This window comes from Sporofaciens musculi (assembly GCF_009830285.1).
Lineage (GTDB): Bacteria > Bacillota > Clostridia > Lachnospirales > Lachnospiraceae > Sporofaciens > Sporofaciens musculi.
This window is the reverse complement of sequence record NZ_WUQX01000001.1, coordinates 637,282-661,520: the sequence shown is the minus strand read 5'-3', so window position 1 is coordinate 661,520 and position 24,239 is coordinate 637,282. Positions and strand designations below refer to the sequence as shown.

The following is a 24,239-nucleotide window of genomic DNA, read 5'->3' as shown; positions in this document are numbered from 1 at the left end:
CTAATGTGCATTGAACACTGCCTTGCTTAATCCGCTTGTTTTCATTAGGCTAAAACAGAGGATTACGGTATATGCCGCCACCCCGAACAGCGCCGAGTGCATGTTGTCTGAAATCTGGATGGTTGACACCAGCACCGCATAAATGCCGACGCACACCATCATAAAGAACCCCTGGAACCCAAGCGCCAGAAGCCCACGGAAATAGTTGTTCCCCACCTGCCCCCATTCCCGGTTGGAGAAGGTGGCAAAAGGAATTGGCGCAACCGAAGTGTAAAGGTAGATCTCTATCATACGCCCATACAGAAGCACCGTGATAAGCACGGACATAATCTTCATGCACAGGCTGACCAGCATGGTTTCCAGAGCCAGCACTACAAGCTCCCCGATCTCCATAGATTCCATCGCCGTTTCCATTGCCTCTATCATAGTATCTATGTTGATGGCAGTCTGTGCGTTGATGGCGCCGCCTGCGGCGCTCACCACATGCTGCCCCACGTCAAAGACCGCCATCGCTATGGTAAAGGTATTGCTGACCAGATACACAGCCACCCACATCTTGAAAAAATACTTGAAAAACATCCATGTATCTATTTCATGCATACTGTTTTTCTCCGTCAGCATGGAGATCAGCTCATAGCAGAGGACAAACGTGATAATCATGCCTGCAATCGGCACGATCACCGAATTTGAAAGATTCTGTATCAGGCTGAAAATACTCCCGTTCCATCCCTGCGGCGTCTGTCCAACCTGTGCGGCAATCTCCCCGGTTTTCTCATTGACATCCGAAAACATTTCCGTCAGGTTGGACGTTACCATCCCGGTCAAAAGCTCCCTCATCCACTCCTCGATTGCCTCAAAAATGCCATCGAACATGAATGAATCCCCTTTCCTTTATTAGCTGAACAGATTTCCAAGAAGAGGGATCAACTGTGTACCAATGAGGACAACCCCACCTCCGGCCATAAGTTGCTTGATTCCTTGCGATTTCGCGCCAGGGTTATCATTACCATAACCTTCCAGGAGGTTAATCACGCCCCACACTGCAAGCCCGGCTCCGATCGCCACGACCAATGTTTTTAAGATTCCGATTGCTGATGTAAAAATGCCATATTATACCTGAAACCAAAATCAGAATTTCACGGATTTTACCGTTTTGCACAAACAAAAAAACCGCCAGTATCTCCTGACGGTTCGCCCTTTCCAATTTGGTTTATCCTTTCTTTTTTATTGTTGTATTATTTTCTTTGTGCAATGGGCTGTTTTCCCCAATCATAGGCTCTGCCCGGATTGGCTGCAGGATATATTCCTGACCTACTGCCTTAATAGTAAAAACCATTATCTCCCCTTTCTGACTTTGCGACACGATGTCGCAAACTTTCTCTTCTGGATATGCTTCATACCTGCGCCTTACAAAATCCACTTTACGACACCGTGTCGTAAACTTTTTTGTATGCTTCAAAATCTACCTTGCGACATCGTGTCGTAAAGTTTTCTTCTGCCAAGTTTCAAACGAATATTTCTGCATGGAACCCACTTTGCGACATCGTGTCGCAAAGTTCAAGCCTAACATACAGCAAAAAGAATAGCTTCCCTGTCTATGCCCCCTGCCGATCCCCGTCTGCTGGCTCCGTTGTTCCCTCTGCAGTTTCCTCACTTCCGTCTACTTCATATAGATCAAATTCCTCCTTCATCCTGATTTTTAACTGGTGTTTCATATACGCCTCCACATCAAAGGCATTCTTCTTGTCATAATCCGATAACTGCTTGTACCGCTTATGCCTGGTAATATCGAACTTGTCACTCAGGAACGGGCGAACCCCACGCAGCTGTAGGATGCACTTATTCCCGTCCATAACGGCAAGCTCATCTCTGCTCATCAATTCTTTTCCTGTTTTTTGATAATTTAATCCATAAGAACGGCTCTGCCCACGGGTATCTGACGTGTTGTAAAGATCATGAGGTAAGCGCCTCGTGGACGCTCCCTCCCGAACCGTGCGGGCACCTCTCGATGCACACGGCTCTCCATATGCCATCAACTAACAAAATCAGTCTTTTCCGTGTATCTCACGGTGGCACGCCGGGCATACTGCCAGCGTTTTCCTATGGTTCTTTAACATAACTTTTTCCCACTCATATTTACCGCTAAGGCTTTTCAGCCGTTTCACCTGATGAATCTCCACGTCATTTGTGTACTGTCCGCAGAGTTCACAGGTTTTGGAGCGCAGTTTTGCCGCTATGCGGTTCGGTTTATCATACCGCTTATAGGCGGGCAGGATATCTGCCTGCGGCACATTAGGCTTGTCCTTGCGGATAAAAGGCCCTCTGTAAAATACGCTCTCCTTCATACCGCCTTTTGTCTTATAAATGACTGTAAACCGTCCATTTCTGAAATATCTCTTTTTGATTTTTCTGGTCTTTGTGCGGTATTTATTTGCGAATGTTTTCAACATACTATAATGCATTAAACTCGCATACTTGCTCATTGCGCATACATTACATGCCAGTGAGTAATAGTTGTACAAACCTCTGATTTCAGAGTTGTACTTTGACAGGATTTCGATATCCTTACGGTTAATGAGCTGTGGTCTGTGAATGGCTTTCCAATGCTCTTTTTGTGTAACTTTGTCCTTCTTGATACGGATTGCGCCATACTCCAACAGTTTTGATTCCCATTTTTCATGCGGCATGTATAACTTTACTGCGCCGCTGTACCCTTCACTTTCCTGCCTTGGCGTTTTGTGATTTCCCGGCTCTTTGAAATAGAGATATCATAGCCGAGGAATCTCGCCCGGTCAGTAGCATAGGTGATTTTGGTTTTCTCCACTGACAGCGTAAGGTTTAATTTTTCTTTGAGGAATACAGCAAGGTCTGCTTTTAATTCTTCCGCATCCCTTTTGCTCCCGATAATGCTTATGATAAAGTCATCCGCATAACGGACGTATTGCAGGTTTTTATAGGTTTCATCCCTGAACTGCTTAGACGGGATTTCCCTCTGTTTCTCCCGCAGTCTGCGTAATTCCCCGGCACGTTCTTTCTTTTCGGCTTCGGTAAGCGTATCCCATACTTCCCTGTTCTGGCGCATGAACTTCTGCACTTCACGGTTCCGTCTGGCGTATTCCGGGTTCACTTTACGGTTTACCCGGTTCCCTTTTATAAAGCCTTCTTTGTATTCCTCCACATACATATCCAATTCATGCAGGTAAATATTTGCCAATATGGGACTGATACCGGAACCCTGCGGAGTGCCGCAGTAAGTCCTGTTGTACTGCCATTGTTCCATATATCCGGCTTTCAGAAATTTCCACATCAATGAGATAAAAGCTTCGTCATCAATGCGCCTGCGCAGAATATCAATGATAACATGGTGGTCGAAGCTGTCAAAACATGCCTGAATGTCACCTTCCACAAACCAGTTTGCCCCCGCAAATGTCCGCTGTATCTGTTCGAGGGCTGTATGGCAGCTCCTTTTCGGGCGGAATCCGTGGGAATAGTCGGAGAAGGTTGGCTCATAAATGCTTTCCAATATCATTCGGACTACTTCCTGCACCAGCTTGTCATCCCCGGAAGGAATCCCAAGCGGACGCTTCTTACTGCTGTTTTTCTTTGCAATATATGTACGCCGTGCAGGTTTTGGGCGGTAAGAACGGTCTTTTAATGCGCTGATGATACGCTCTATTCTCGGACTGCTCATTCCGTCCAGTGTTTCACCATCCACACCCGGCGTCATGCTTCCCTCATTGGCGTAGATATTTCTATATGCCAAAAGGTAAAACTCCGGGTTGTACAGGTTCCGGTAGAGCCTTTGGAACCTATACGATAAATCTTTAGACTGTTTGTTTAGGCTATTCAATACATCAGTTGGATTTCTCATGATGCCTCACGCACCTTCCTTTCTTTCTCTGTATTAAAAGCATACTGCTCCCCTTCGTCATGTGGGCGGCTCTCCCGCTTCCGTTTTTACGGCTATCCCTGTAAATCCAGAGTCCACGGGCTACTATGGGAGCTGTGTAACCATGCCCGCATATGGGCGGGTTTAGGTCATCCCCGGTAGCGTATGCCATACTTAGCGTTCCGTGTTGTCGGTAATCTTTGTAGATATGTGGCGTTCGCCGTTCAACCTAATCTAAGGCTTGCCCTGCTTTGGATATCGCACGTCTGCCGACGATTGAGCGACAGACGCCAAAGCACCGTGCGTTTCATCTTCTTTCGCACGTAGGCCAGATACTCCCAGGCTCCGGCTACCAATCAAGCAGTTTAGCTTTCATCCTCATACACGGATTTTCATCCCCACATAAAACAGCGGTTAGAAGATTGCGCCGTTTTATGCCAGTTATAGCGTTAATAGTGGCGGCTATAACAACGACATGCTACACTCCCCAGAGGGTTTCCCCTCACGGATAAGTCGTGGAATGATAGACTATAAATTTTCACCGTCCTTTCTTTGATATCTTTGTCTACCGCTTGCTAAAGGCGGTTTATGGCATACACCCTAACGGGCGCACTATCGTCTCCTTCCCTAAATTTTCAGAAATCTCCTTTAACGTGGAGCCTTCCTTGCCCCCAAGGAATAACATGGTGTCGCAATTACCTAAAATTGTCTCGGCTGCATCTTTATAGATGGTTTTCAACTGGCTCTGCGACTGTAAAATAATAGACGCTGATATTTCCCTGCTCCTTATCGTTGCGATCAGCTTGTCAAACTTTGGGATCTGCCCGATATTGCTGAACTCATCCAACAACAGCCTTACATGGTAAGGAAGCCTGCCACCATGCACATCGTCCGCCCTGTCACACAATAAATTGAATAGCTGGGTATACATGATTGCCACAAGGAAATTGAAGGTATCGTCCGTGTCGGAGATGATAATAAACATTGCCGTTCGCTGATCCCCGATCATATCCAGCTCCATTTCATCGTAAAAAGTCAGCTCCCGCAGTTCCGCAATGTCAAATGGCGCTAATCTGGCTCCGCACGAAATAAGTATGCTTTTTGAGGTTTTGCCCGCCGCAAGCTTGAATTTCTTATATTGCCGTACCGCAAAGTGTTCCGGCTTCTCCTGTTCCAGTTCCTCAAACAGTTCGTCCACAGCATTTTTAAATTCTTCATCGTCCTCCCTCGTCTCCGAAGCATTGATAAACTCCAGTAACGTAGAGAAGTTCTGTTCTTCCTCTGGCGCTTCATAATAGATATAGCCAATCAATGCACAGTACAAAAGCCGCTCTGCTTTCGTCCAGAAATCTTCGGAAGATTTTTCTCCTTCCCCCTTCGTATTTGCAATAATAGTGTTCACCAGCTTCAAAATATCTTTCTCCGAGCGGATATACCGGAACGGATTGTAATGCATACTTTTGTTGAAATTGATGGTATTTAAAACCTTGATCTTATACGGTTCATAAACAACTTTTCCATTCTTATCCCGTACCGCTTTCCCGTCTTTCATTTTCGGTGTGCCACGCCTCAGCATCTCCCCACATTCGACCAGGATTGTGCCTTTCGGATCAGTGACACAATAGCTGACATTCGGCGTCATCTGCATGAGCTGCGGCTTCACATAGAACCGTGTCTTGCCGCTTCCACTTCCTCCAATAATAATTACATTTTTATTCCTGGCATACTTTGGCTGTTTCGGCCTGCTGTTCATGGTAAGGCGTTCCGTCTGCGTCAGGAGAATATTATTCTCAAATACCGGGTCTATGTATGGGGCAATATCTTTCGGCGTTCCCCACCTTGCAGATCCATACTCCACTCCCTGCCGGTATTTCTTCGCATTTTTGCCTTTCAGATATACCATGAGTTTCACAGCCACAGCCCCGGCCACTCCGGCCAGCAGATCACCCCCATGAATACTCGGAATCGGATTTTCAAACGCCAGTTGGAAATTTAAGAACAGCGCCATCGACTTTTCTATCATGGAATCCCCTACACAATGGCGGTACAGCCACGCTAATTTATCCACTAGATAAAACACAATCACATAGGGGATATTCAGCATTGCCAGACGCTTCACATCTACGGGAAGCATTTTCTCCCGGATTATGCTTTTTAATTTTCCAGACAACGGCACGGATTTTTCTCTGCTGCAGGTTTCTTTTTTGGTTTCCCACTCAATGCTCCGGCCTCCGTTCCTTCTGTTTCGTCTTTTCCCGCTCCCTGTGCTTTGCAACCCGCTCCTTCACCAGTTCCAGCTTCCTGCGGACGGATGGTTTCTTGCTTTTATTCAGCGACTTCCCGGTATATTCCTTAAATGCCGCCGTCATGACATCCACATCCTTTGCCTTGAAAAATACAAAATAACGGGGCGGGGAGATGGATGTGTCTTTTTCAAGCTGAAATCAATGCTGTATTTCCGGGCACATTTCTCAAAGGATTTGATATTGCCGTCTGTCACTTCAATATTGGAAAGCTGGCATCCTTGATTCATCAGCTTCTCCATGCTCTGTTTCCCGTGGCTTTTAGCAGCTCCTTTCTCCGCTTTCTGCACTGCCTGTTTCTCCATTTTTTCTGCTTCCCGTTCCGCTTCTCCTGTTCCATCTTTGCCAGCGCTTTCAGCATGGCGGCTTTCAGAATCCTTGCGGAGATCTTGCCGCCATTGACGCACAGCGATACGGTTTTCTCATTTACCTCGTCCTGCAAGTCGTTCCCCCTCCTTTCCTGCGGATTGTTTTTTCTCCCCATCTCCTGTAAAATTTTTTCAGACAGTAACCGATGCATGGGGAATGCCTGCCGTATGGACATCCTTGACAGCCGCCACCGCCATTTCCGCTAAATTCCTGCGGCAGAGGATTTTCGGAAACATCCACTGATGCCGGACTCTCCTTCGGGAGAAGGTAATAACATTCCTCCTGGCTGCAGCCTTTCCGCTTTCCTTTCCAGAAATAACAGTGTTTACAGTCACCCGGCCTGTCCGCCGCATATCTCCTGTTATCCCTCGCCCGGTTCCGGCTGTCTGTCCTTCCTGCCTGCATCCCATTCCCCTCTCTGCCTCATTTCCTCCATCCGCTGGTCCTCCTGCGCCCCTGCCCGGATGCACGAGTACAGCGTGACCGCCACAAATACGCCTGCGGCGGCAATGATTCCTTTCATTCTGCTTCACCCCTTTCCATATGGGGCACTGCCATACATCAATTTCTGAGTGGATACATTCCCATTTAAAACCTGTAATGGACAGTTCCCCATATACAAGCATAAAAAACGCTTACAGATTCTTTCTGCAAACGCCCATATGTCTTATTAAATTATTATTGTGTTGCAATGAGCGTTTTCTTGGATTGCTCCAAACGCTGTCAGTCCTCCTTCCTTTTTCTGCAGAATATAATCACAGAGCTTGCTATCCCGCAGACTGCAATCCCGGCCAAGGCAAGCCATAACCAGAACGGCCTGTCATCCCCTGTTTTCGGAGTCTCAGCAGACGGCGTTTTCGGTTTCGGTGTTTCCTTCGGCTGATCCGGTTCGCCCGGCTCCGCTTCATCCTTCATCGAAACCTTCTGGATCTCCCCGGTATCCTTAACTTCAAACTTCACATCTTCTGCCACAAGATAGCCGTCCGGCGCACTTTCCTCATGCAGTGTGTATTCCCCGATTGGCAGCATTTCCATATAATGCGGCTTATTCCCGGAAGTCCAGCTTTCTACTTCTTTCCCGTCTTTATCCAGAATGGAAAGTTTTGCCCCTGGCAGTTCCTTCCCGGCTATGTCTGTCTTGGAAATCTCCACCTTTGTCACATCATCCTTCATATCCACCTTCTGCACTTCTCCTGTATTCTCCACAACAAACTCAATGCTCTCCGCAGTCACATAGCCGTCTGCAGGCTGTGTCTCTGTCATGGTATATTTCTTACCAACTACTAATTCTTTGATGATATGCGGCTCCTTGCCGGAAACCCACTCATCCACAAGATTGCCGTCTTCATCCGTTACCTTAAGCTTCGCACCCTCTACCTCTTTTCCATCTGTAAGGGATGTTTTGGTAAACTCAAATACCGTAGGAACATTTTCAAAGGCAAATTCATAGGAAATGCTTTCTTGCTCCGCATCTTCATAGGTGAAGTCAAATTCCTTTGTTTCACCTTCGCTGGTAAATCCCGGAGCAGGGGCCGTTTCTTTCACATAATAAGGGAACCCAATCGGGAGGGCAGCCGCAAATGACAGCTTCCCATCTTCGTCCGTGGCTTTTTCCTCAATCACCGTATCCGCCTCCATGATCACTTCGCCATCTTTATTGGTGATGTCCTCTTTCGCACAAAGGGCGAATACCGTCCCTTCCACTGCACGGTCAGAATCTTTCTCCGTCTTTATTACATTGACTTCTGCTTTCTGGCGGTTATTCTGCCAGTCCGTAGAGAACGTGACAACCGCTGTGTCCTGATCACGGTAAGTCAGGTCAATCTCCCGGATTTCCCCGTCAAGAACATAACCCTCTGCTGTTTCTTTCTCCTTCACATAATATTTCCCAAGAGGGAGATTGTCCAGTTTTGCAATCCCGCTATCGTCCGTGGTGATGACAGCTATCAGCTCATCCTTTTTATAATAATCCTCACTCTCCCCATCTGCCGCTTTTATATCCTCCAGGGCATACACTTCAAAGACAACATCTTTCAGTGAGCCGGTGACATACTCAAACAGATGCGTGATCCAGCCGCCAATGCTGTCCAGCAACGATACATTTTCTAAAAACTCCCCTCTTTGTTGATCAGGAGCGTACCTGTCGGCACATCGTCCTTCATCTCCACTTTTTGGATTTCAGCCGTATCTTCCACGGTAAACGTGATTTCTTCTGCCTTTAAATACCCATAAGGCGCTAATTCCTCCCGGAGCGTATAAGTTTCTCCGACGGTCAGCCGCTTAATGATATGTTCCTCTCCTTTGACGGATTTCCATGTATCTACGATATCCCCGTCTTTATCAAGGACAGTCAATGCTGCCCCTTCCAGTTCCACGCCTGTTGCAAGGTCTGTCTTTTTAATGGAAACGGTTGTCGGTTCATTTTTAAATTCAGACACATATTCTGCAACTTCTACATCCTGCCCCTGGTATGCTGCAGATACTTCAATGGTTTCATCGGAAGATACATAGCCTGCAGGAGCCTGTTCCTCCCGGATGTAATATTCCCCGAAAGGCAGATCCAGGTCAAAGACTGCCCTGCCATCTTCCCCTGTCATGGCTTCACCAAGCAGCATATCCGCTTTAACAATCACTTCCCCATGTGCGAAAATATCAGCCTTCGCATACAGTCCAAAGACTGCCCCCGCTACCACAGATTCATTCTCTGCATCTTTCTTCACCACTGCAATCGCCACCTTCTGGCGGTCATTCTCAAATGTGGCTGTCTGTTCAATGATTGGCGTGTTCTGGTCTGTGTAAGCAAAGGTAATGGTCTGCGCCTCTCCATTCAGCACAAACCCTTCCGGGGCTTTTGTTTCTTCTACCCGGTATGTGCCAAGCGGAAGGTTTTCAATCGACGCTTTCCCGTCTTTATCTGTCACCAGCGTATCCACCAATACGCCAGAAGCATATTCAAGAATCCGGTTCCCGTTTTCATCCTTCTGGAAATCAGCGGTGTAAATATCCTCTGCCGCATAAACTTTGAACTCTGCACCCTCTAATGTTTCCACCTCATACCGGAAATCCTTATCATCGTACCGGTTCAGCACTTCACCTTTCTTCACGATATGCAGCTCCCCCTTTACCGGATGGTTTTCATAGACAACATCAATGATAACATCCCCTGACACATCGTCCATCTGGTACAACGTATCTGAATCCACGGACACTTCATAATAATTCTCATTCAGCGTATAGCCAGACGGGGCATTGACTTCCTCTATCCGATAATGACCGATTTTCAGGTTCTGCGGCAAAATCAGATAACCTTCGCTGTCCGTGAAATAGGATTTATGTGTTACCACGGTCGGGTAAGTCGTCACCTGCTCCACATATTTCTCGTTGTCCAGGTCATACACCTTGAACTCTGTATTTTCTGCAAGCACAGCTTTCTTCGTTTCATCGTCCTGCTTCACGATTTTCAGCTTCGCTTCAAATTCATCGTCCAGAAGCACCCGCCATACCTGCGGCGTCGTCGGCTTATGCTCTGTGACATGCACAAGGAAGTCCTTGACCGGCGTATAATTATGCGGCGTGCTCGTTTCTTTCACAATGTACGTCCCAAACGGGAGCGGGATGCTGCAGGCATAGCCCCTTTCATCAGTGAAGATTTCCGTTGCCCCGTTCTCCCCGATTGCCACCGGTTCAGCGGAATCAAAATCATACCAGCCATTTTCTTTCTTATCCAGGGAAGATACCAGCCATGCGGTAAACCCTGCGCCGGATAATAAATCCGCATCGGTTTTCCCATTATCTGCCGCCTTGATGATCTGGAACGGCTGCTTTTTCACCTGTTCCGGGGATGTGCAGTCACGCTCTACCGTAGCAACTAAATCTCCCTCATAGTTACAAACTAAGTCATACTCCGTTTCATCTGCCAGATAACCCGCAGGCGGCGTGACTTCCTTCACAAAATACTCCCCAAGGTATAAATCTGTGATCTCCGCCTTGCCCTCTTTATCCGTAGTCAGCGTTCCCACCTGTTCCCCGGCTTTATAAAGGACGCCTGTCTTTTTATCTGGGTGCAGGATGTCATTCCTTGCATACAGTCCGTAAACGGCGTGTTCCAGTGTTCCGTCCCCCTGCGGGATATTTTTGTTGGTTTCCTTATCCTTCTTCTGCAGCCGGATTGTGGCGTTGACACGCTCATTAGCAAAAGTATGGGAGAATGTCACTTTCGCTTCCTGGTCATTGGTGTAACTAAACCGGAAAGAATACACATCTTCCGTATTCCTAAGATACCCCTCTGGAGCCTGGATTTCTTTTGCCTCATACCCAAACCCAACCGGAAGGTCTGCCAAAATGCTGCATTGCCATCACCATCCGTTGTTGCTTTGTCTATCAGTGCGCCTTTGGATACAACAACATTCCCGTCTGCATTGGTGATATTTTCTGAAGCATACAGTCCGAAAATTCCCCCTGCAAGTCCATTTCCCGTATCCTTATCGTTCTTTACCACACGCACATCCGCTTTCTGCCTGTCATTTAAAAATGTAGCATTGGCAAACGCCGCCTCCGCCATCTGCCCGGCATAGGCAATCGCCACATCCTTTGTTTCCCCTTTGTTATAGAAGTTCTTCGGAGCCTGCATTTCCTTTACCCGGTATGTGCCAAGATGCAGGTTTTTCAGCATCACAGAGCCATTGTCCCCGGTCACAAGGTTTTCCGCCACCAGCTCCCCGGCTTTATAGACTACCGAGCCATACGGCGTGGTAATATCCTTTGCCGCATAGACATTAAATACAGCGCCCTTCTGTCTACGGCTTTCATAACGGAATGCTGTGCCGTTCTCATTGGAATCCGCACCTGTCAGAACCTCGCCTTCCTTGTAAATCGTCAGATTTCCAAGCTGCTCCACATCCGGGACAGTCGTGGAAGCTGTCTGGTTCGCTTCCAAAGCCACACGGTAAGCAGTCGCATTATACCGGTATCCTGCCGGAGCCGTAATCTCTTTCAGATACACCGTATTCTGTGTCATGACAATTTCCGCTTCCGACGCACCATTACTGTCCGTTGCAGACATCCTGGTAATCAAGTCCGTACAGTCCTTATCCCGGTAAATGCCGAATACAGCGCCGGAAAGGTTTGCGTTGGCAATGGAATCCACCTTGATTACCTTCACTTTTGCACGTTCCAGCCAGTCCACGGATAGGCTCACGGAATTGCCGCCTTCTTCCTCATAATAACTCCCAATATCCTGCGTGGCGCTCCCTGTCGGAACGACAAGCGCCTTCCATATCACCCGGATGCTGCCTTTCATTGCTCCGGTATTCCAGTTCCCATTGACCGTCACCGGGGCAGTAAAATAAAAACTTGTCCCACCGGAAACACGGACATTTCCCCCTGTCTGCTTGCTCCCGTCTGTCTTATTATGGAATGTCACATCCTTTGGAAGCTTAATGGTAATGGAATTTCTGGAATCACCGTTCAGCTTCGTTGTCCCCGTCACCTGCTTCGAGCCATCATAGGTTGCTTTCAAAGCGGTCTTGCTCAAACTGATCTGTGGATCGGGCGGCGCAGGCAGGCTTTCCAGATAATTGATCCAACCAAGCACCCCGCACTCCCGCAAATCATCCATCGTGCATCCGGCAAACCCATCCATGCCGCAGTAAAAATAACTGGCCGCGATATGGGTGAACACATACTTTAAATCCTCTCCAAAGGACGGCATATAGCTTGCAGTCACATCCCCTGTGCCGCCATAGCCATAATAAAGCGCTTTCTGCAGGTTCGGATTCCCGTCTATGATCTGGGCGGCGTAGCTCCCGGTATCCGGGGAACCCTTTGCAGACTCCAGGCAATATGCGATCTTCCCATTTACCGTGAAATAACAGGTAGAGTAATTTCCCAGGTTGCCGGGATAATAAATCTTCCTTCCCTTTACCATTGTTGCGGAATCAGAAGCCCTTGCCGTCTGCCTTGCTTCTGCAAACAGAAGGATGCCTTCTTCCTCTGCAATCATTTCCGCATCCTGTCTTGTATCTTCTGCCTGTTCCATGCCCTCTATGACCGCTTCCATCTCGGATTCCGTCATGGATTCCTTTGGGATTTCTTCCCCATCTGCCGTCTGCCCTGGCAAATCTCCTTCCCCATCTGCTTCCGTTCCTTCTGAATCATCGGAATGGCTGTTTTCGCTTCCTTCTCCATCTGCCGTCCGCTTTTCAGAAGATGATACAGACATTTTTTCCTTTACAATAATGTTCCTGCTGATATGGTAAGATGGATTCTTACTGGCCGGCTCTACAAAATAAACCGCTTTGTAAGTCCCTGCCTTCCTGATATCAATCTTTTTCCCACCTTTGTCCGTTGCTTCATAGAATGTGATTTTTACTTTATCCGGCGAAAACTCTATGCCGGAAAAATCATGTTCCACGTCAAAGCCACTGTCAATCTCCACGATATGATCTTTTGCAGCCACAATTTCATCCGCATCCAGTTTTTCTTTCACCTTCTCAAAAGCCGGGTACTCCGCTTCATAAGCCACAGTCTCCGGCACTGCCGCATAAACTCCCACCGGCTGTAAGAAGGCTGACAAGACCGTGACCGCCGACAGCAGGCCGGATACAATCCTCTTTACATTTCCTTTCAATATATTTTGTCCCTCGCTTTCTTCATTGTGCAGTCCCATAACTGCCATCATCCTGTCTTTTCCGCTTATTTCCTATCTTCCCATATATCTGTCTCCCTTCGTTTTATTTGCACTGCCAGCCGATAACAGCACATCAATACAGGAAAGCCCTCTGGTCCCGGCATATTCAAACACACCGGAACAAAAAGGCTTCCCTGCATGGCATCTGCTGTTATCCAATCCGGTTTCCCGGACTGGCTTTATTTTATATTGAGCGTTTTCCTGTGTTCCTCCCAGACCCGTTCCCTGCCCCGGCTTCTCTTTCCTGGGGCGTTTTCTCCGGCAAGGTACGCTAAGATGCACACTCAATGCCGGGTATCAATCTGGGCAGGATATGAAATTTTCAAGGTACGCTGAAAGGAAAAATTTTTGAATTGTGATAGTGGAAATTTTTCAGAAATGTTACCCTTTCACTAATAGCAGGCTGGAGAGGGCAAAATACAAGCAGATTTGCAAATTTCTTTGATTTTTTAATATAAGATAAAATTGGAATGGAAAAAAAATTTAGATATGATAGAATAACTATTAAGCAGTCAGAATTTTACCCGTTAATAGTTTATTGAAAAAGGAGTGATGAAAATGCATGACTTTAAAATTAGAACCGACCTGGCGCTCTTTTCCATGCTTAATGTTAAACAATTTAGTTTTGAGAGTTTGAATGGCGAAAAAAAGAAAAGAACCAAGAACTGTTTCAACAGGCGGCAATGCACATACCCATAACTGAATTGGATAATGGAATTTATTATAGAGCAAGAATCATTGATCCAGCTGATGGAGAAAATACAGGGATTATTAAAGAAAACGGCATACCAATAAGCGGATATGATGATCTGCATTCTGGTGTAGCGCCTGCATCAGCAATAAAGATAACTGGAAGGGTAAATCATGCCGGCGAACAAGTCCTTTATTTGGCAGAAGATATAAAGACTTCCTGTAAAGAACAAAAAGCTGCTGAAAACGATTATATCTCTGTTTGAATGCACTATAAAAAACAGAATTAGCGTAATGGATTTTACAATCATGGCTTCCGATGGGCTTGACAGCCTGTTTTCAGATGAAACAGTACAGTTTTTCGCCAGCCATTATTCCGTTGATATTAGGGCGTTCTATATCTTCATAAAAGATTATTTAACATCTCCAGCTTATGCAGAACAAAATTATGCCGTACCATTGGATTTTTTAGACATTTTAAAAATAGGAAGGATATTTCCGGCATAAAATATAATTCTTCTTATACCGATAAACATAATATTGCCTTATGGGATGAAAATAAAAATAACAGATGTAAATAGCAAAGTTGTAAAAACAAAAACAACAGGCTCCCCGTCTTCTGCGGGCCAGAATTAAAAACGGATTTAGCTCAATCGAAGAATAGATACACAATCCTGAAAATAATAAAAGGCTATGGTACATGACTTATCCCATAGCCTTTCATTCCCCATATTTTCTTCTATTATCTGTAATCCCCAATATATAATCGACACTGACATCATACCGTTCCGCCAGTTTCATCAATGCCCATAGCGGTATCTCACGTGAACCATTTTCGTATCTTCTGTACACTCCTTCATGGCACCCTAAAAATTCAGCCACATCTATCTGTCTTAAATCATGGTCTGTCCTTAAATCCCTGATCCTCTTGTAATGCATACTACACCTCACCGTTCGGTTTGATCTATATTTCAATCTTATCATCAGATAGGATATTCTAATCAAAACCGTACTATTCGGTTAGGTAAATAGAAGATGGCCAATATTTGAAAATGCTCAAAGTATTAGATATAAAACATCCTGCAGGAGAGCATGATGCAAAAAGAGTTATGGCATGAGAAATTAATGTGCCATAACCCTATTCACCATATTTTCTTCTATTATCTGTAATCCCAAGCATATAATCAACACTGACATCATACCGTTCTGCCAGCTTCAACAATGCCCATAGCGGTATCTCCCGCACCCCATTCTCATACCTTCTGTATACACCTTCATGGCAGCCCAAAAATTCAGCCACATCTATCTGCCGTAAATCATGGTCTGTCCTCAAATCCCTGATCCGCCTGTAATACATATCGCACCTCACCGTTTGGTTAGTTTTACTCTTTCAAATTTTATCACCAGATGTTATACTTTATTCAAAACCAAACCATTTGGTTAGGTAATTGGAGGTGACGGGAAATGAAAAAAACAGGACTCTTAATTTTATTATCATGCGGAATGATATGTGGGTGTTCCAAAGAATATATTGAAATGGACATTCTCTCTTCCAATAACACAACATCCGGTAACTGGTATGAGCTGGATATTGATGTCATTGCCGATAAAGATGACGTATCGGATAAAGAAGCATGTTCCAGGGAAATCATACAGCATATCCTTGACAATGATTTCCACAGTACACGCTTTTCGTTTGATATAAACGGATATCCTAACAATGTATCCGTAGATGTATTCACTTCTGAAAAAATGCACAAAAAGGTAAGGAAGCTTATTCTTTTGAATACGTTACAGAATTTAATACAGAAAACCCTGATGTACAAAATAATATCAAAGACAATCCAGGAGAATTTGAAATACAATACGAATAAAATATACCTGATGGCAGGACTCCGCTTTGCGACACGATGTCGCAAAGTGGAAAACCATGTGCTTTCAGAAATATCCCCCTTGAATTCCCTGATCTTTCATTTTCCGGCATAACTCTTCTAATATCCGTTTCCGGTGGTTCTGTATCGTTTTCCGGCTGCAGCCAAAGAGCTTTGCCGTATCTGTTACCGTAGCTTCCGCAAAATACAGCAGTTCAATCAGCCTGGCGTCCTCTGCAGGCAGTTTTTCCAGAACTTCCCTCACTTTATCCCGGCAGATATTTCGCAAAACCGTCTCCTCCACCCCTCTGCCACATCCTGGAAATGCCCTGAACCATTCCCCCGGACCTCTAAGCTGTCCAGACTGCATATGCCATGTTTCCGGTTCCGCTCCTTCTGATACCGCTCCCTGCGCCGTGACCGATACCATTCTAAATAAACCTCCCTGGTCACATCCACTAATGTACCGTCCGCCATCCGCAGCACATAATGATCCCGTTCCTTCGGCTGTTTCCCTCTCATGCCCGGCCCTCCCCGCAACATATCCTGTAATCAGGGCAATTCTGGGAAGCCTGATAATTTTTACGGATGCTGCGGACTGCCTGGGAAATCATTGCGGATACCGCCTGCTGGCTGATGCCTAATTCCTTTGAAATCTGCTCCTGTGTTTCTTCCTGCAGGTAATATTTTTGAATGACATATTTCTGCCTTGCCGATAAAATCCCCAATATTTCTGCCACCGTCTCTTGCCTTGTCAAATGCTCTAACATGGATTCTGTCAGGTTTTCCATTGCCAGCCAATCTTCGGATACAGCGCTGTAAGAAACATTCCAGCTCCGTTCCTTTTCTTCATGGTTCCGGTTCAGCCGGTCTTCGCCTTCCAGTACAAGCCGCAGATACCATTCCCTGTTTTCAAAAAATGTTCCGGCAGGATAACCGTCTTTCCATCTGCCAGATACAGATAATCCCTGCATGAGTGAAGTAAAAACACTGTGAAATATTTTTCCACCTGATAAAGCACATAGCCACTCTGATAAGCGGATATTTCCGAATCCAAGCCAAGCCTTTCCTGTGCGATTACCGATCTGGATGTCCTTAGCTGCTTTGCCGTTGGAAGTTTTACTCCAAAACCCGGCACATCCACAATTCGTTTCAATTCCTGCAATGTCAGCATATATAGCCGCCTTTCTGCCCGAAGGCTGCGGGCGGCCTGGAAAACTGGCATCACAGGGATTGTCCGATACAGCAGGAAGGCAGTAAAATAACGCTCCCGGCTCACCCGTTTTTTTTAACGGGAGCCAAGAACCCTTTTTACCGCCTTTACCAGTCCATAACTTTATCCTTATATTTTTCTGATAATCCTGGTCTTTTTATCTGCCTTTCTGCTATCCCCCTTCCATCATCGTTTTCTCCTGTGGCTGTTTTCCTCTGATGTATCCAGTTTAACAGCCGGCCCTTCCGTTTACCCCAACATATATGTGGAGATTCCTGGAAAGGGCAACATATTTGTGGAACTTCAAGAACTGTGGTAAATCACATCACCTGCATTGCCGCAGTCCATCGACCAATGCCTCCATCGTCTGTAAAACCACCATCTGCTCACTCTGTTTCAGATGCCGGATGCGGCAGAACATCTTCCGGCACTGCCCATCCTCCTTCGTCTGGCCGCTTACGCCAAGAAGCTCGTTCGCATCCACGCCGAGTATCTGCACCATTTTTATAAATATCTCTATGGACATCGCAGACTGCCCGCCCTCAATGCGGCTGACGGTGTTGGCGCTGATCCCTGCCTGTTCCGCAACCTTCTCCTGTGACATGCTGATCTCATTCCTCCGGTCTCGGATACGGTTGCCCAATTCAATCAAGTCCTGCGACCCTGCACGATTGCCCAATATGCACCTCCTTCCTGGTCTGAATTTTCTCCCGGAACTTTCCGTCATCGTGTCGTAAAGTGCGCAGCCCGCTTTACATCCGCCATTCCGTCAAGCCCTGTCCCCTGACTTTGCGACACCGTGCCGTAAAGTTGGACAACAAAAAAAACAGCCGTGTATCAAGCTGTTTTTACGGATTGTTATTCAATTTATGCCTGTATTGCCTGTCCTTTCTGTTTCTTTCTATTTCTTTCAAACGCCAATCACGCCCTGCAAGGCTTCTTTACAAATTCACTTATTTTCATACCTTCCTCCAATCTGTACCTGCATCCAGTATATCACGCCTGGCACACCGAAACAATTTTATCGCCAATATTCCCCGTGCTTTTTCATCCGCTCCCATATAGGTCATGGTTCACTTCCGCTGTGTAATAATTGCTTATGGTCATCGGGGCATTATACAGCGTTGTCAGAAGATATGCCTTGATATTTCCCACCTTCGTCGTATTTGCGCCCAGGCAGGTAAGGATATACTCAATATGCTCATGGTTCAGCTTCATAAACCGGTTCTTGACAAGCGCCGCCGGCTTTTCCACTCCTGCAACCCGCACTGTGCCATTGTCCGGCAGCATCATCACTTCCACCATCAGCTCCACCAGTTCATCCACGTCCTCCCTCCGGTGATAGCGCCCGTCCTGGAAACACTCGTAAGATATGTGTTCCCGGATGATGTCTCGATAAGCATCCATCTCTCCCATCACATCCGGCTCTGTTCCTGGGATAGATGGATTAGACAGGATAGGATTAGGATGGATAGCAGACACACCGGATTCAGGATCATTAAGATCAGGCTTACTACACTCCGTTTCACTAAATTCAGGCTTACTTAAATCAGTCTTGTTAATATCAGTCTTATTAGATTGTGATTTTGGAAATTCTTGAATTGTGATTCCCACCATTCCAGAAGTATGATTTTCACCATTCTTGAATTGTGATTCTGGAGATTCTTGAATTGTGGTTTTCATCATTCCTGAATTGTGATTTTCACCATTCTTGAATTGTGATTCTGGAAATTCTTGAATTGTGGTTTTCACAACTCTTGAATTGTGATTTTCACTATTCTGTGCATTTATAGGCATTCCACCCTGTTTTTCCTCTCTTTCCTTGCCCTCTGTCTGCCGGATAATGAAATTTTTCACGTATATGACATTCGGCTTTCCAAGCCCCAGGCGTTTCTTTTCAATCAGTCCAATTCCTTTATCTGCATCCAGTTCTTTCAGAAGCCTTACCGCTTTTTGTGTACCACAGTTCATAAGCTCTGCAATTTCTTCCACTGTAAAAATGATATACACCCTGTCCTCTTCATCAAACCACCGGTTCTTTATGCTAAGGCTCATACGGTCTAATAAAAGACCGTATAAAACCTTCGCTTCACAAGAGAGAGACTTGAAGCATTCTGCAGTGAACAGAACCTTCGGAATCCGGTAAAACGTGTACTGCTCCGCTTCCATGCCCCGATAATAATCAAACTGTAATTCCTGCATCCGTTGTCCCTCCCTCCTTCTGCTTCCATTCCTCCAGAAGTGTATAGATCACATCCTCAATCTGCTCTTTGGAATATTCCGTCGGGAAATAATTGCGGATTCTCTTTGCGGAAATCGTCACATTCACATTTTCCTTCTCTTTCCGGATTAAAACTGCATATACATTCCCTTCCGTCAATTCCCCTGTTTCACTGCTTTCCTTTAGCTGTTCTGCCTGCGCTTTCGATGGGAATATGCCGCTGTTGCCGATGGCGTCCACAACCCATGCCTGTTCTTCTGCTTTCAGATAAGACAGTTTCTCCCGGCCACCATAGGGATTTTATTTTCATCCACATAATCCATCAGTTCTTCCGCCAGTTCCGACAGCCGGATATAACGCTGCACTGTCCTCCCGCTGTCCCCGGCAGCTTCCCCGATGGCATCCGCAGTATATTTCTCCCCTTTGCTGCCCTGGTGCTTCATTGCTTCGTATTTCATCCGATATGCCTTCGCCTTCTCACTTGGCAGGATGTCCTCCCTCTGGATATTCGTATCGACCATCAGGACTACCGCTGTATCATCATCCATTTCCCGGATAATGACAGGCATTTCCGTAAGTCCGGCAAGCTCACAGGCCCGCCACCGTCTATGCCCTGCAATAACCTCATAGCCGCCTTCCGGATGCGGGCGCACAATCCCCGGCATCAACACGCCATACTGCTTTACGCTTTCCACCGTTTCCTGCATTTTTCATCATCCAATACCCGGAACGGATGGCCTTTAAACGTATGCAGCTCACTTAGGGAACGGAAGTGACCGTTTCGCCCGTTTCATCTATGCCAAACAAATCATCAAAGCTGTTCAGCTTTACCTTCTCTGCGCTCTTACTTTTCATCCGCAAGCACCTCCTGTGTCAGTGAGTGGTAGCCGCCTGCCACAATCCCCTTCGGATCATGAAGATAGATGCTTTTCCCCTCTGCCGTGGTTTCCGCAGCCTTTACAGATAACGGGATGCAGTTCTCAAAAATATGTACCCGGTTCCCATATACCTCCCGGATCTGCGCTGAAATGTCCCTTGCGAAGTTTGTTCTCCGGTCTACCTTTGTCAGCAGAATCCCCATAATATCAAGCGCTGGGTTTAGCTTTCTATGTACCCGTCCAATCGTCTTAATAAGCTGCTGAAGCCCTTTGACTGGGAGATATGCCGCCTCTACGGGAATCAGTACGCTGTCCGCCGCTACAAGGGCGTTTATCGTAATCATGCCAAGCGAGGGCATACAATCAATAATCGCAAAGTCATACTCCCCTTTTACGCTGTTGAGATACTGGCGCAGTATCGTTTCCCTGCTCATAACATTTACCAAGGCCGTTTCCAAGCCTGCCAGTTCGATATTTGCCGGGATAAAATCAATCCCTTCCTCATGGTGGATAATGCCCTCACCTAACTCTGCATCCTCGTCGTTGATTACCTTTTCCATGATGTTCACTAACGTCACATCCAGCTCGTCCGGCTCCGCAACACCTAAGCTCACCGCCATGCTGCCCTGCGCATCTGCCTCTACCAACAATACTTTCTTGCCTGCCCTGGCAAGCCCAATCCCTAAATTCACACACGTTGTAGTCTTGCCGACTCCGCCTTTCTGGTTTGCTACTGCGATCACTCTGCACATATATACTTTCCTCCTGATTCTCCAATCTATTTTTCTGTTCTTTCCACTTCCGCATATACACGGAAATACTTATTTGTCCCTTTGTTTGCAAATGGTTCCGACACTTCTTTCACATCCACGCCTTCATGCCGCTCCAAAAGCCGCCGGAACCAGTGAAGGTCTTTCTTTGTCCCCTGCATCCTGATTTTAAGCATATAAATCCTCCATATCCACGTAAAAACAGTATTCCGGATAGCGGAGCTTGACTGCCTCCCAAAAGTATCTGGCATAGCCGCAGCAGAATAAATCTTCCACTGTATAACAACGGAACTCCTTTAATTGTTCATCCACATCCTCCGTATCATAGACACTTGGCGTTCCATTACAATAGAGGTTAAATGCCATCCGTACAATTTTCGCACTTCCGCTGGTCTGCCATCCTTCCCGCAGGCATTCCGTTTTCACGCATCCTGTTTTAAAATCATAAATTCTGTTCACATTTACCCTAGTATCCTGACCAATCCCCAGGCAGTACACCAATGCTTTATGGTATACATCCTGGTATCTGCATTTCTGCAGGTACTCCTTATAAAAATCCTTATGTTCTTTGCTCTTGAAAGTAATTGTGCGAGTATCTTTGTTTCCTGCACCTTTCGCTGTATTCGCTGCCATAGCTTGTCCTCCTTATCTTATCTGCTTGTTTTTTATATTCTTGGGAGCTACACTCCCAAACCCTTGTGGATTCGTGCTGCCAGTTACCCAAAATACGGCTAACTGTCAACCCGAATTTGCTTTTGCCCCGGAGAACGGTTTTTCACTCCTGACCTTAACGCTGTGTTTGCCATTTCCTTTTCCTCCAATTCAAATTTATTTTTTGACCATAACAAAAAAGGACACTTCCCTAAAATTTCTTTTAGAAAAATGTCCTTAAAGTGCTTACTGTATTAAGTTGGCTCATGTACCAATCAACGCATTATCAGGCATTATCCCGCATTATGCGTTGCAAATTTGTTGCAATTTTGTTGCAAAATCTGAATCGAAGTACCGCAAACCCTTGAAAATACTGGCTTTATTTGTCCAAAGACTTCATTGTCGGGAACAGCAATACATCACGAATCGCCGCCGAATCCGTCAGCAGCATACACATCCTGTCAATCCCAAACCCAATTCCACCTGTCGGCGGCATTCCAATCTCCAATGCGTTCAGGAAATCCTCATCCGTGGTATTCGCTTCTTCATCCCCCTGAGCCAGCAACTCCTCCTGAGCCTTAAACCTCTCCCTCTGGTCAATAGGGTCATTCAGCTCAGAGTAAGCATTCGCCATCTCCCAACCATTCATAAAGAACTCAAATCTCTCCACATACTCCGGATTCTCCGGCTTCTTCTTCGTAAGCGGTGAAATCTCAATCGGATGGTCCATAACAAACGTCGGCTGAATCAGATGCTCCTCCGCGAACTCCTCAAAGAACAAGCTCAGGATATCTCCCTTCTTATGCCTGTCCTCAAACTCCACATGCTTCTCTCTTGCAAGCGCTCTCGCCTGCTCAAGAGTCTCCACCTCGTTCCAGTCAACACCTGCATACTTCTTCACAGCATCCACCATAGTAATCCGCTCAAACGGCTTCCCAAGATCCATCTCTACGCCATTATAAGTAATGGTGGTCGTACCAAGCACCTCCTGGGCAACATGGCGGTACAGCTTCTCCGTCAAATCCATCATTCCATTGTAATCTGTATACGCCTGATACAACTCCATCAGAGTAAACTCCGGATTATGCCTGGTATCCAGTCCCTCGTTACGGAACACGCGGCCAATCTCGTACACTCTTTCAAGACCGCCCACAATCAGACGCTTCAAATACAATTCCAGAGAAATCCGCAGCTTAAAGTCCTCGTCCAATGCATTAAAATGTGTCTCAAAGGGTCTTGCAGCCGCCCCGCCCGCATTGCTCACAAGCATAGGAGTCTCCACCTCAAGGAAGCCTTGTCCGTCCAGGTATCTCCTAATGGCACTTAAAATCTTTGAACGCTTGATAAATGTATCCCTTGCATCTGGGTTCATAATCAAGTCCACATATCTCTGGCGATAGCGCATATCCGTATTCGTCAGACCATGATACTTCTCCGGAAGTATCTGGAGACTCTTGGACAATAATTTCACAGAAGACGCATGGACAGAAATCTCACCCGTTTTTGTCTTAAAAACTTCTCCTTCCACGCCGACGATATCTCCAATATCCATCTTCTTGAAATCCTTGTACGCCTCCTCGCCAATACTGTCCCTTGCCACATAAGACTGGATATTACCGCTCTGGTCAAGAACATTGCAGAAGGAAGCTTTTCCCATGACACGTTTCTGCATGATACGCCCTGCAAGCGTAACCTGCTTCCCTTCCATTTCCTCATAATTCTCCTTAATATCCATGGCATGGCATGTCACGTCAAACTTTGTGAGCTCAAATGGATTTTTTCCGTTGCTTTGTAAATCAATTAGTTTCTCACGGCGAACCTTCCTCAACTGATTAATGTCCTGTTCCTGTTCTTTCTTCTGCTGTGTGGCCACGTTTTCCTCTCCTTCCCGTTTCTAAGGGCATTTGCTCTACCCATTGAATATACATTCTACAATGAACGGCTGATATGCAATACCTCGTATTCCATAACCCCTGCCTGAGTCTCCACCTGTACTTGGTCGCCTACCTTACAGCCAATAAGCGCCTGTCCAACAGGAGACTCATTAGAAATCTTTCCCTCCAGGCTGTTTGCCTCAGTAGAGCCTACCAGCTTAAACTCCATCTCCTCGTCAAACGTCTTATCATAGACCTTTACTGTACAACCTACGTTAATCTTATCAAAGTCTACCTCATCCTCAACTACAACCTCTGCATTTTTAAGAATGCCTTCCAACTCCTCAATACGCGCCTCGATGTCACGCTGTTCATCCTTCGCAGCATCGTACTCAGCGTTTTCGGACAAATCTCCCTGCTCTCTTGCCTCCTTAATCTTTCCGGCAACCTCTTTCCGCTTTACCACCTTCAAGTGCTCCAGCTCATCCTCCAGTGCCTTAAGTCCCGCATAAGTAAGTAATTTCTTCTTTGCTTCCATGTGTGTTACTTCCTTTCTTTGCAATGATCTTTCCTGTTACAAGCTTTTTTTAAATAACCATTTCATATAGAGATATGATATTTATAAATATTTTTGTATCCATTACCAATATCCGATTTATAATACGCCCTATTTCCACAAATAGAGAAACTTTCACAATTTCATTATTATACCCAAACGGCAAAGTTATGTCAATAATTTTGATACTGAAATATTCCCGCTGCGTAACAGTCCAGCCTTCCGGCTTCACTGTTACCACGCTGCCGACTACATGCCTGTCTTGA

The 24,239-nt window shown here is 46.1% G+C and carries 23 protein-coding genes and 7 pseudogenes; 3 read left to right on the top strand and 27 right to left on the bottom strand.

What is annotated here, in order from left to right:
• From GN277_RS03300 to GN277_RS03245, 13 genes and pseudogenes are all read right to left on the bottom strand, one after another.
• The gene (locus GN277_RS03300; protein ID WP_004083199.1) at positions 1-873 is read right to left on the bottom strand and encodes a VirB6/TrbL-like conjugal transfer protein, CD1112 family; all 873 of its coding nucleotides are present in this window, start codon (positions 871-873) and stop codon (positions 1-3) included.
• Positions 874-894: 21 nt separating this feature from the next.
• Positions 895-1,104 carry a Maff2 family mobile element protein gene (locus GN277_RS03295; protein WP_159756324.1) on the bottom strand — a complete coding sequence of 70 codons (210 nt, stop codon included), beginning with the start codon at positions 1,102-1,104 and terminating at the stop codon, positions 895-897.
• A 106-nt stretch (positions 1,105-1,210) separates the two neighbouring features.
• Complete coding sequence (locus GN277_RS03290; protein ID WP_016219888.1) at positions 1,211-1,459, bottom strand: hypothetical protein; 249 nt, start codon at positions 1,457-1,459, stop codon at positions 1,211-1,213.
• Between the two features lie 136 nt (positions 1,460-1,595).
• Positions 1,596-1,955: pseudogene (locus tag GN277_RS03285) on the bottom strand (VirD4-like conjugal transfer protein, CD1115 family); the annotation flags it as partial.
• Positions 1,956-2,045: 90 nt separating this feature from the next.
• Positions 2,046-3,871: pseudogene (locus GN277_RS32005) on the bottom strand (reverse transcriptase domain-containing protein).
• Positions 3,855-4,061, bottom strand: a complete 207-nt coding sequence (locus tag GN277_RS03275; RefSeq protein WP_159749052.1) for a hypothetical protein — start codon at positions 4,059-4,061, stop codon at positions 3,855-3,857. The pseudogene GN277_RS32005 and the gene GN277_RS03275 overlap by 17 nt, the downstream one beginning before the upstream one ends.
• Positions 4,062-4,502: 441 nt before the next feature.
• Positions 4,503-6,023, bottom strand: a pseudogene (locus tag GN277_RS03270) (VirD4-like conjugal transfer protein, CD1115 family); the annotation flags it as partial.
• Between the two features lie 82 nt (positions 6,024-6,105).
• Positions 6,106-6,434, bottom strand: a pseudogene (locus GN277_RS32545) (PcfB family protein).
• Positions 6,422-6,712, bottom strand: a complete 291-nt coding sequence (locus GN277_RS32540; RefSeq protein WP_322101236.1) for a hypothetical protein — start codon at positions 6,710-6,712, stop codon at positions 6,422-6,424. Before GN277_RS32540 ends, GN277_RS32545 begins: the two are co-directional and overlap by 13 nt.
• Complete coding sequence (locus GN277_RS03260; RefSeq protein WP_159749796.1) at positions 6,693-6,971, bottom strand: hypothetical protein; 279 nt, start codon at positions 6,969-6,971, stop codon at positions 6,693-6,695. The genes GN277_RS32540 and GN277_RS03260 overlap by 20 nt, the downstream gene beginning before the upstream one ends.
• Entirely contained in the window at positions 6,923-7,084 is a 162-nt protein-coding gene (locus tag GN277_RS03255; RefSeq protein ID WP_016219884.1) for a hypothetical protein, read from the bottom strand. Before GN277_RS03255 ends, GN277_RS03260 begins: the two co-directional genes overlap by 49 nt.
• A 200-nt stretch (positions 7,085-7,284) precedes the next feature.
• Positions 7,285-13,228, bottom strand: a pseudogene (locus tag GN277_RS32000) (SpaA isopeptide-forming pilin-related protein).
• 33 nt (positions 13,229-13,261) lie between these two features.
• The gene (locus GN277_RS03245) at positions 13,262-13,531 is read right to left on the bottom strand and encodes a hypothetical protein (RefSeq protein WP_159749794.1); all 270 of its coding nucleotides are present in this window, start codon (positions 13,529-13,531) and stop codon (positions 13,262-13,264) included.
• 422 nt (positions 13,532-13,953) lie between these two features.
• Here GN277_RS03245 and GN277_RS03240 point away from each other — a divergent pair, with 422 nt between their 5' ends.
• Both GN277_RS03240 and GN277_RS03235 read left to right on the top strand, forming a co-directional pair.
• Positions 13,954-14,205: a hypothetical protein gene (locus tag GN277_RS03240; protein WP_159749792.1), complete on the top strand. Its 252-nt coding sequence runs from the start codon at positions 13,954-13,956 to the stop codon at positions 14,203-14,205.
• A 28-nt stretch (positions 14,206-14,233) separates the two neighbouring features.
• On the top strand, positions 14,234-14,446 hold the full coding sequence (locus GN277_RS03235; RefSeq protein ID WP_159749790.1) for a hypothetical protein: 213 nt from the start codon (positions 14,234-14,236) through the stop codon (positions 14,444-14,446).
• A 213-nt stretch (positions 14,447-14,659) separates the two neighbouring features.
• Here GN277_RS03235 and GN277_RS03230 read toward each other — a convergent pair whose 3' ends face one another.
• Positions 14,660-14,878 (bottom strand): helix-turn-helix domain-containing protein, encoded by a 219-nt coding sequence (locus GN277_RS03230; protein ID WP_016219881.1) that lies wholly within the window; start codon positions 14,876-14,878, stop codon positions 14,660-14,662.
• A 199-nt stretch (positions 14,879-15,077) separates the two neighbouring features.
• The gene (locus GN277_RS03225) at positions 15,078-15,296 is read right to left on the bottom strand and encodes a helix-turn-helix domain-containing protein (protein WP_016219880.1); all 219 of its coding nucleotides are present in this window, start codon (positions 15,294-15,296) and stop codon (positions 15,078-15,080) included.
• A gap of 107 nt (positions 15,297-15,403) precedes the next feature.
• Here GN277_RS03225 and GN277_RS03220 point away from each other — a divergent pair, with 107 nt between their 5' ends.
• A complete protein-coding gene (locus GN277_RS03220) occupies positions 15,404-15,925 on the top strand; it encodes a hypothetical protein (protein ID WP_159749788.1) in 522 nt (173 codons plus the stop codon).
• Here GN277_RS03220 and GN277_RS29755 read toward each other — a convergent pair.
• The 12 genes and pseudogenes from GN277_RS29755 to greA form a co-directional block, all read right to left on the bottom strand.
• The gene (locus GN277_RS29755; protein WP_244324573.1) at positions 15,878-16,099 is read right to left on the bottom strand and encodes an RNA polymerase sigma factor; all 222 of its coding nucleotides are present in this window, start codon (positions 16,097-16,099) and stop codon (positions 15,878-15,880) included. The genes GN277_RS03220 and GN277_RS29755 overlap by 48 nt on opposite strands.
• The gene (locus GN277_RS29750) at positions 16,072-16,332 is read right to left on the bottom strand and encodes a hypothetical protein (RefSeq protein WP_244324572.1); all 261 of its coding nucleotides are present in this window, start codon (positions 16,330-16,332) and stop codon (positions 16,072-16,074) included. Before GN277_RS29750 ends, GN277_RS29755 begins: the two co-directional genes overlap by 28 nt.
• The gene (locus tag GN277_RS03210) at positions 16,329-16,784 is read right to left on the bottom strand and encodes a sigma-70 family RNA polymerase sigma factor (protein ID WP_244324571.1); all 456 of its coding nucleotides are present in this window, start codon (positions 16,782-16,784) and stop codon (positions 16,329-16,331) included. Before GN277_RS03210 ends, GN277_RS29750 begins: the two co-directional genes overlap by 4 nt.
• Positions 16,673-17,035 carry a hypothetical protein gene (locus GN277_RS29745; protein WP_244324570.1) on the bottom strand — a complete coding sequence of 121 codons (363 nt, stop codon included), beginning with the start codon at positions 17,033-17,035 and terminating at the stop codon, positions 16,673-16,675. Before GN277_RS29745 ends, GN277_RS03210 begins: the two co-directional genes overlap by 112 nt.
• A gap of 313 nt (positions 17,036-17,348) precedes the next feature.
• Entirely contained in the window at positions 17,349-17,702 is a 354-nt protein-coding gene (locus GN277_RS03205; RefSeq protein ID WP_016219876.1) for a helix-turn-helix domain-containing protein, read from the bottom strand.
• 368 nt (positions 17,703-18,070) lie between these two features.
• Positions 18,071-19,225, bottom strand: a complete 1,155-nt coding sequence (locus GN277_RS03200) for a DUF6017 domain-containing protein (protein WP_016219875.1) — start codon at positions 19,223-19,225, stop codon at positions 18,071-18,073.
• Positions 19,206-20,099, bottom strand: a pseudogene (locus tag GN277_RS31995) (ParB/RepB/Spo0J family partition protein). The gene GN277_RS03200 and the pseudogene GN277_RS31995 overlap by 20 nt, the downstream one beginning before the upstream one ends.
• Positions 20,089-20,874 carry a ParA family protein gene (locus GN277_RS03190; protein ID WP_016219873.1) on the bottom strand — a complete coding sequence of 262 codons (786 nt, stop codon included), beginning with the start codon at positions 20,872-20,874 and terminating at the stop codon, positions 20,089-20,091. The pseudogene GN277_RS31995 and the gene GN277_RS03190 overlap by 11 nt, the downstream one beginning before the upstream one ends.
• A 26-nt stretch (positions 20,875-20,900) precedes the next feature.
• A complete protein-coding gene (locus GN277_RS29260) occupies positions 20,901-21,068 on the bottom strand; it encodes a hypothetical protein (RefSeq protein ID WP_016219872.1) in 168 nt (55 codons plus the stop codon).
• Positions 21,061-21,525 (bottom strand): DUF6075 family protein, encoded by a 465-nt coding sequence (locus GN277_RS03185; protein WP_016219871.1) that lies wholly within the window; start codon positions 21,523-21,525, stop codon positions 21,061-21,063. Before GN277_RS03185 ends, GN277_RS29260 begins: the two co-directional genes overlap by 8 nt.
• Positions 21,526-21,934: 409 nt before the next feature.
• Positions 21,935-23,416 (bottom strand): annotated as a pseudogene (lysS, locus tag GN277_RS03180) (lysine--tRNA ligase); the annotation flags it as partial.
• A gap of 56 nt (positions 23,417-23,472) precedes the next feature.
• A complete protein-coding gene (greA, locus tag GN277_RS03175; RefSeq protein WP_159749784.1) occupies positions 23,473-23,955 on the bottom strand; it encodes a transcription elongation factor GreA in 483 nt (160 codons plus the stop codon).
• Positions 23,956-24,239 lie beyond the last annotated feature (284 nt).

Coding starts and splice junctions, on each gene's coding strand:
- GN277_RS03300 (WP_004083199.1), bottom strand. CDS start 873: ATGTTCGATGGCATTTTTGAGGCAATCGAGGAGTGGATGAGGGAGCTT.
- GN277_RS03275 (WP_159749052.1), bottom strand. CDS start 4,061: ATGGCATACGCTACCGGGGATGACCTAAACCCGCCCATATGCGGGCAT.
- GN277_RS32540 (WP_322101236.1), bottom strand. CDS start 6,712: ATGCATCGGTTACTGTCTGAAAAAATTTTACAGGAGATGGGGAGAAAA.
- GN277_RS03260 (WP_159749796.1), bottom strand. CDS start 6,971: ATGGGATGCAGGCAGGAAGGACAGACAGCCGGAACCGGGCGAGGGATA.
- GN277_RS03255 (WP_016219884.1), bottom strand. CDS start 7,084: ATGAAAGGAATCATTGCCGCCGCAGGCGTATTTGTGGCGGTCACGCTG.
- GN277_RS03235 (WP_159749790.1), top strand. CDS start 14,234: ATGGATTTTACAATCATGGCTTCCGATGGGCTTGACAGCCTGTTTTCA.
- GN277_RS03230 (WP_016219881.1), bottom strand. CDS start 14,878: ATGCATTACAAGAGGATCAGGGATTTAAGGACAGACCATGATTTAAGA.
- GN277_RS03225 (WP_016219880.1), bottom strand. CDS start 15,296: ATGTATTACAGGCGGATCAGGGATTTGAGGACAGACCATGATTTACGG.
- GN277_RS03220 (WP_159749788.1), top strand. CDS start 15,404: ATGAAAAAAACAGGACTCTTAATTTTATTATCATGCGGAATGATATGT.
- GN277_RS29750 (WP_244324572.1), bottom strand. CDS start 16,332: ATGAGAGGGAAACAGCCGAAGGAACGGGATCATTATGTGCTGCGGATG.
- GN277_RS03210 (WP_244324571.1), bottom strand. CDS start 16,784: ATGCAGGGATTATCTGTATCTGGCAGATGGAAAGACGGTTATCCTGCC.
- GN277_RS29745 (WP_244324570.1), bottom strand. CDS start 17,035: ATGCCAGTTTTCCAGGCCGCCCGCAGCCTTCGGGCAGAAAGGCGGCTA.
- GN277_RS03200 (WP_016219875.1), bottom strand. CDS start 19,225: ATGCAGGAATTACAGTTTGATTATTATCGGGGCATGGAAGCGGAGCAG.
- GN277_RS03190 (WP_016219873.1), bottom strand. CDS start 20,874: ATGTGCAGAGTGATCGCAGTAGCAAACCAGAAAGGCGGAGTCGGCAAG.
- GN277_RS29260 (WP_016219872.1), bottom strand. CDS start 21,068: ATGCTTAAAATCAGGATGCAGGGGACAAAGAAAGACCTTCACTGGTTC.
- GN277_RS03185 (WP_016219871.1), bottom strand. CDS start 21,525: ATGGCAGCGAATACAGCGAAAGGTGCAGGAAACAAAGATACTCGCACA.
- greA (WP_159749784.1), bottom strand. CDS start 23,955: ATGGAAGCAAAGAAGAAATTACTTACTTATGCGGGACTTAAGGCACTG.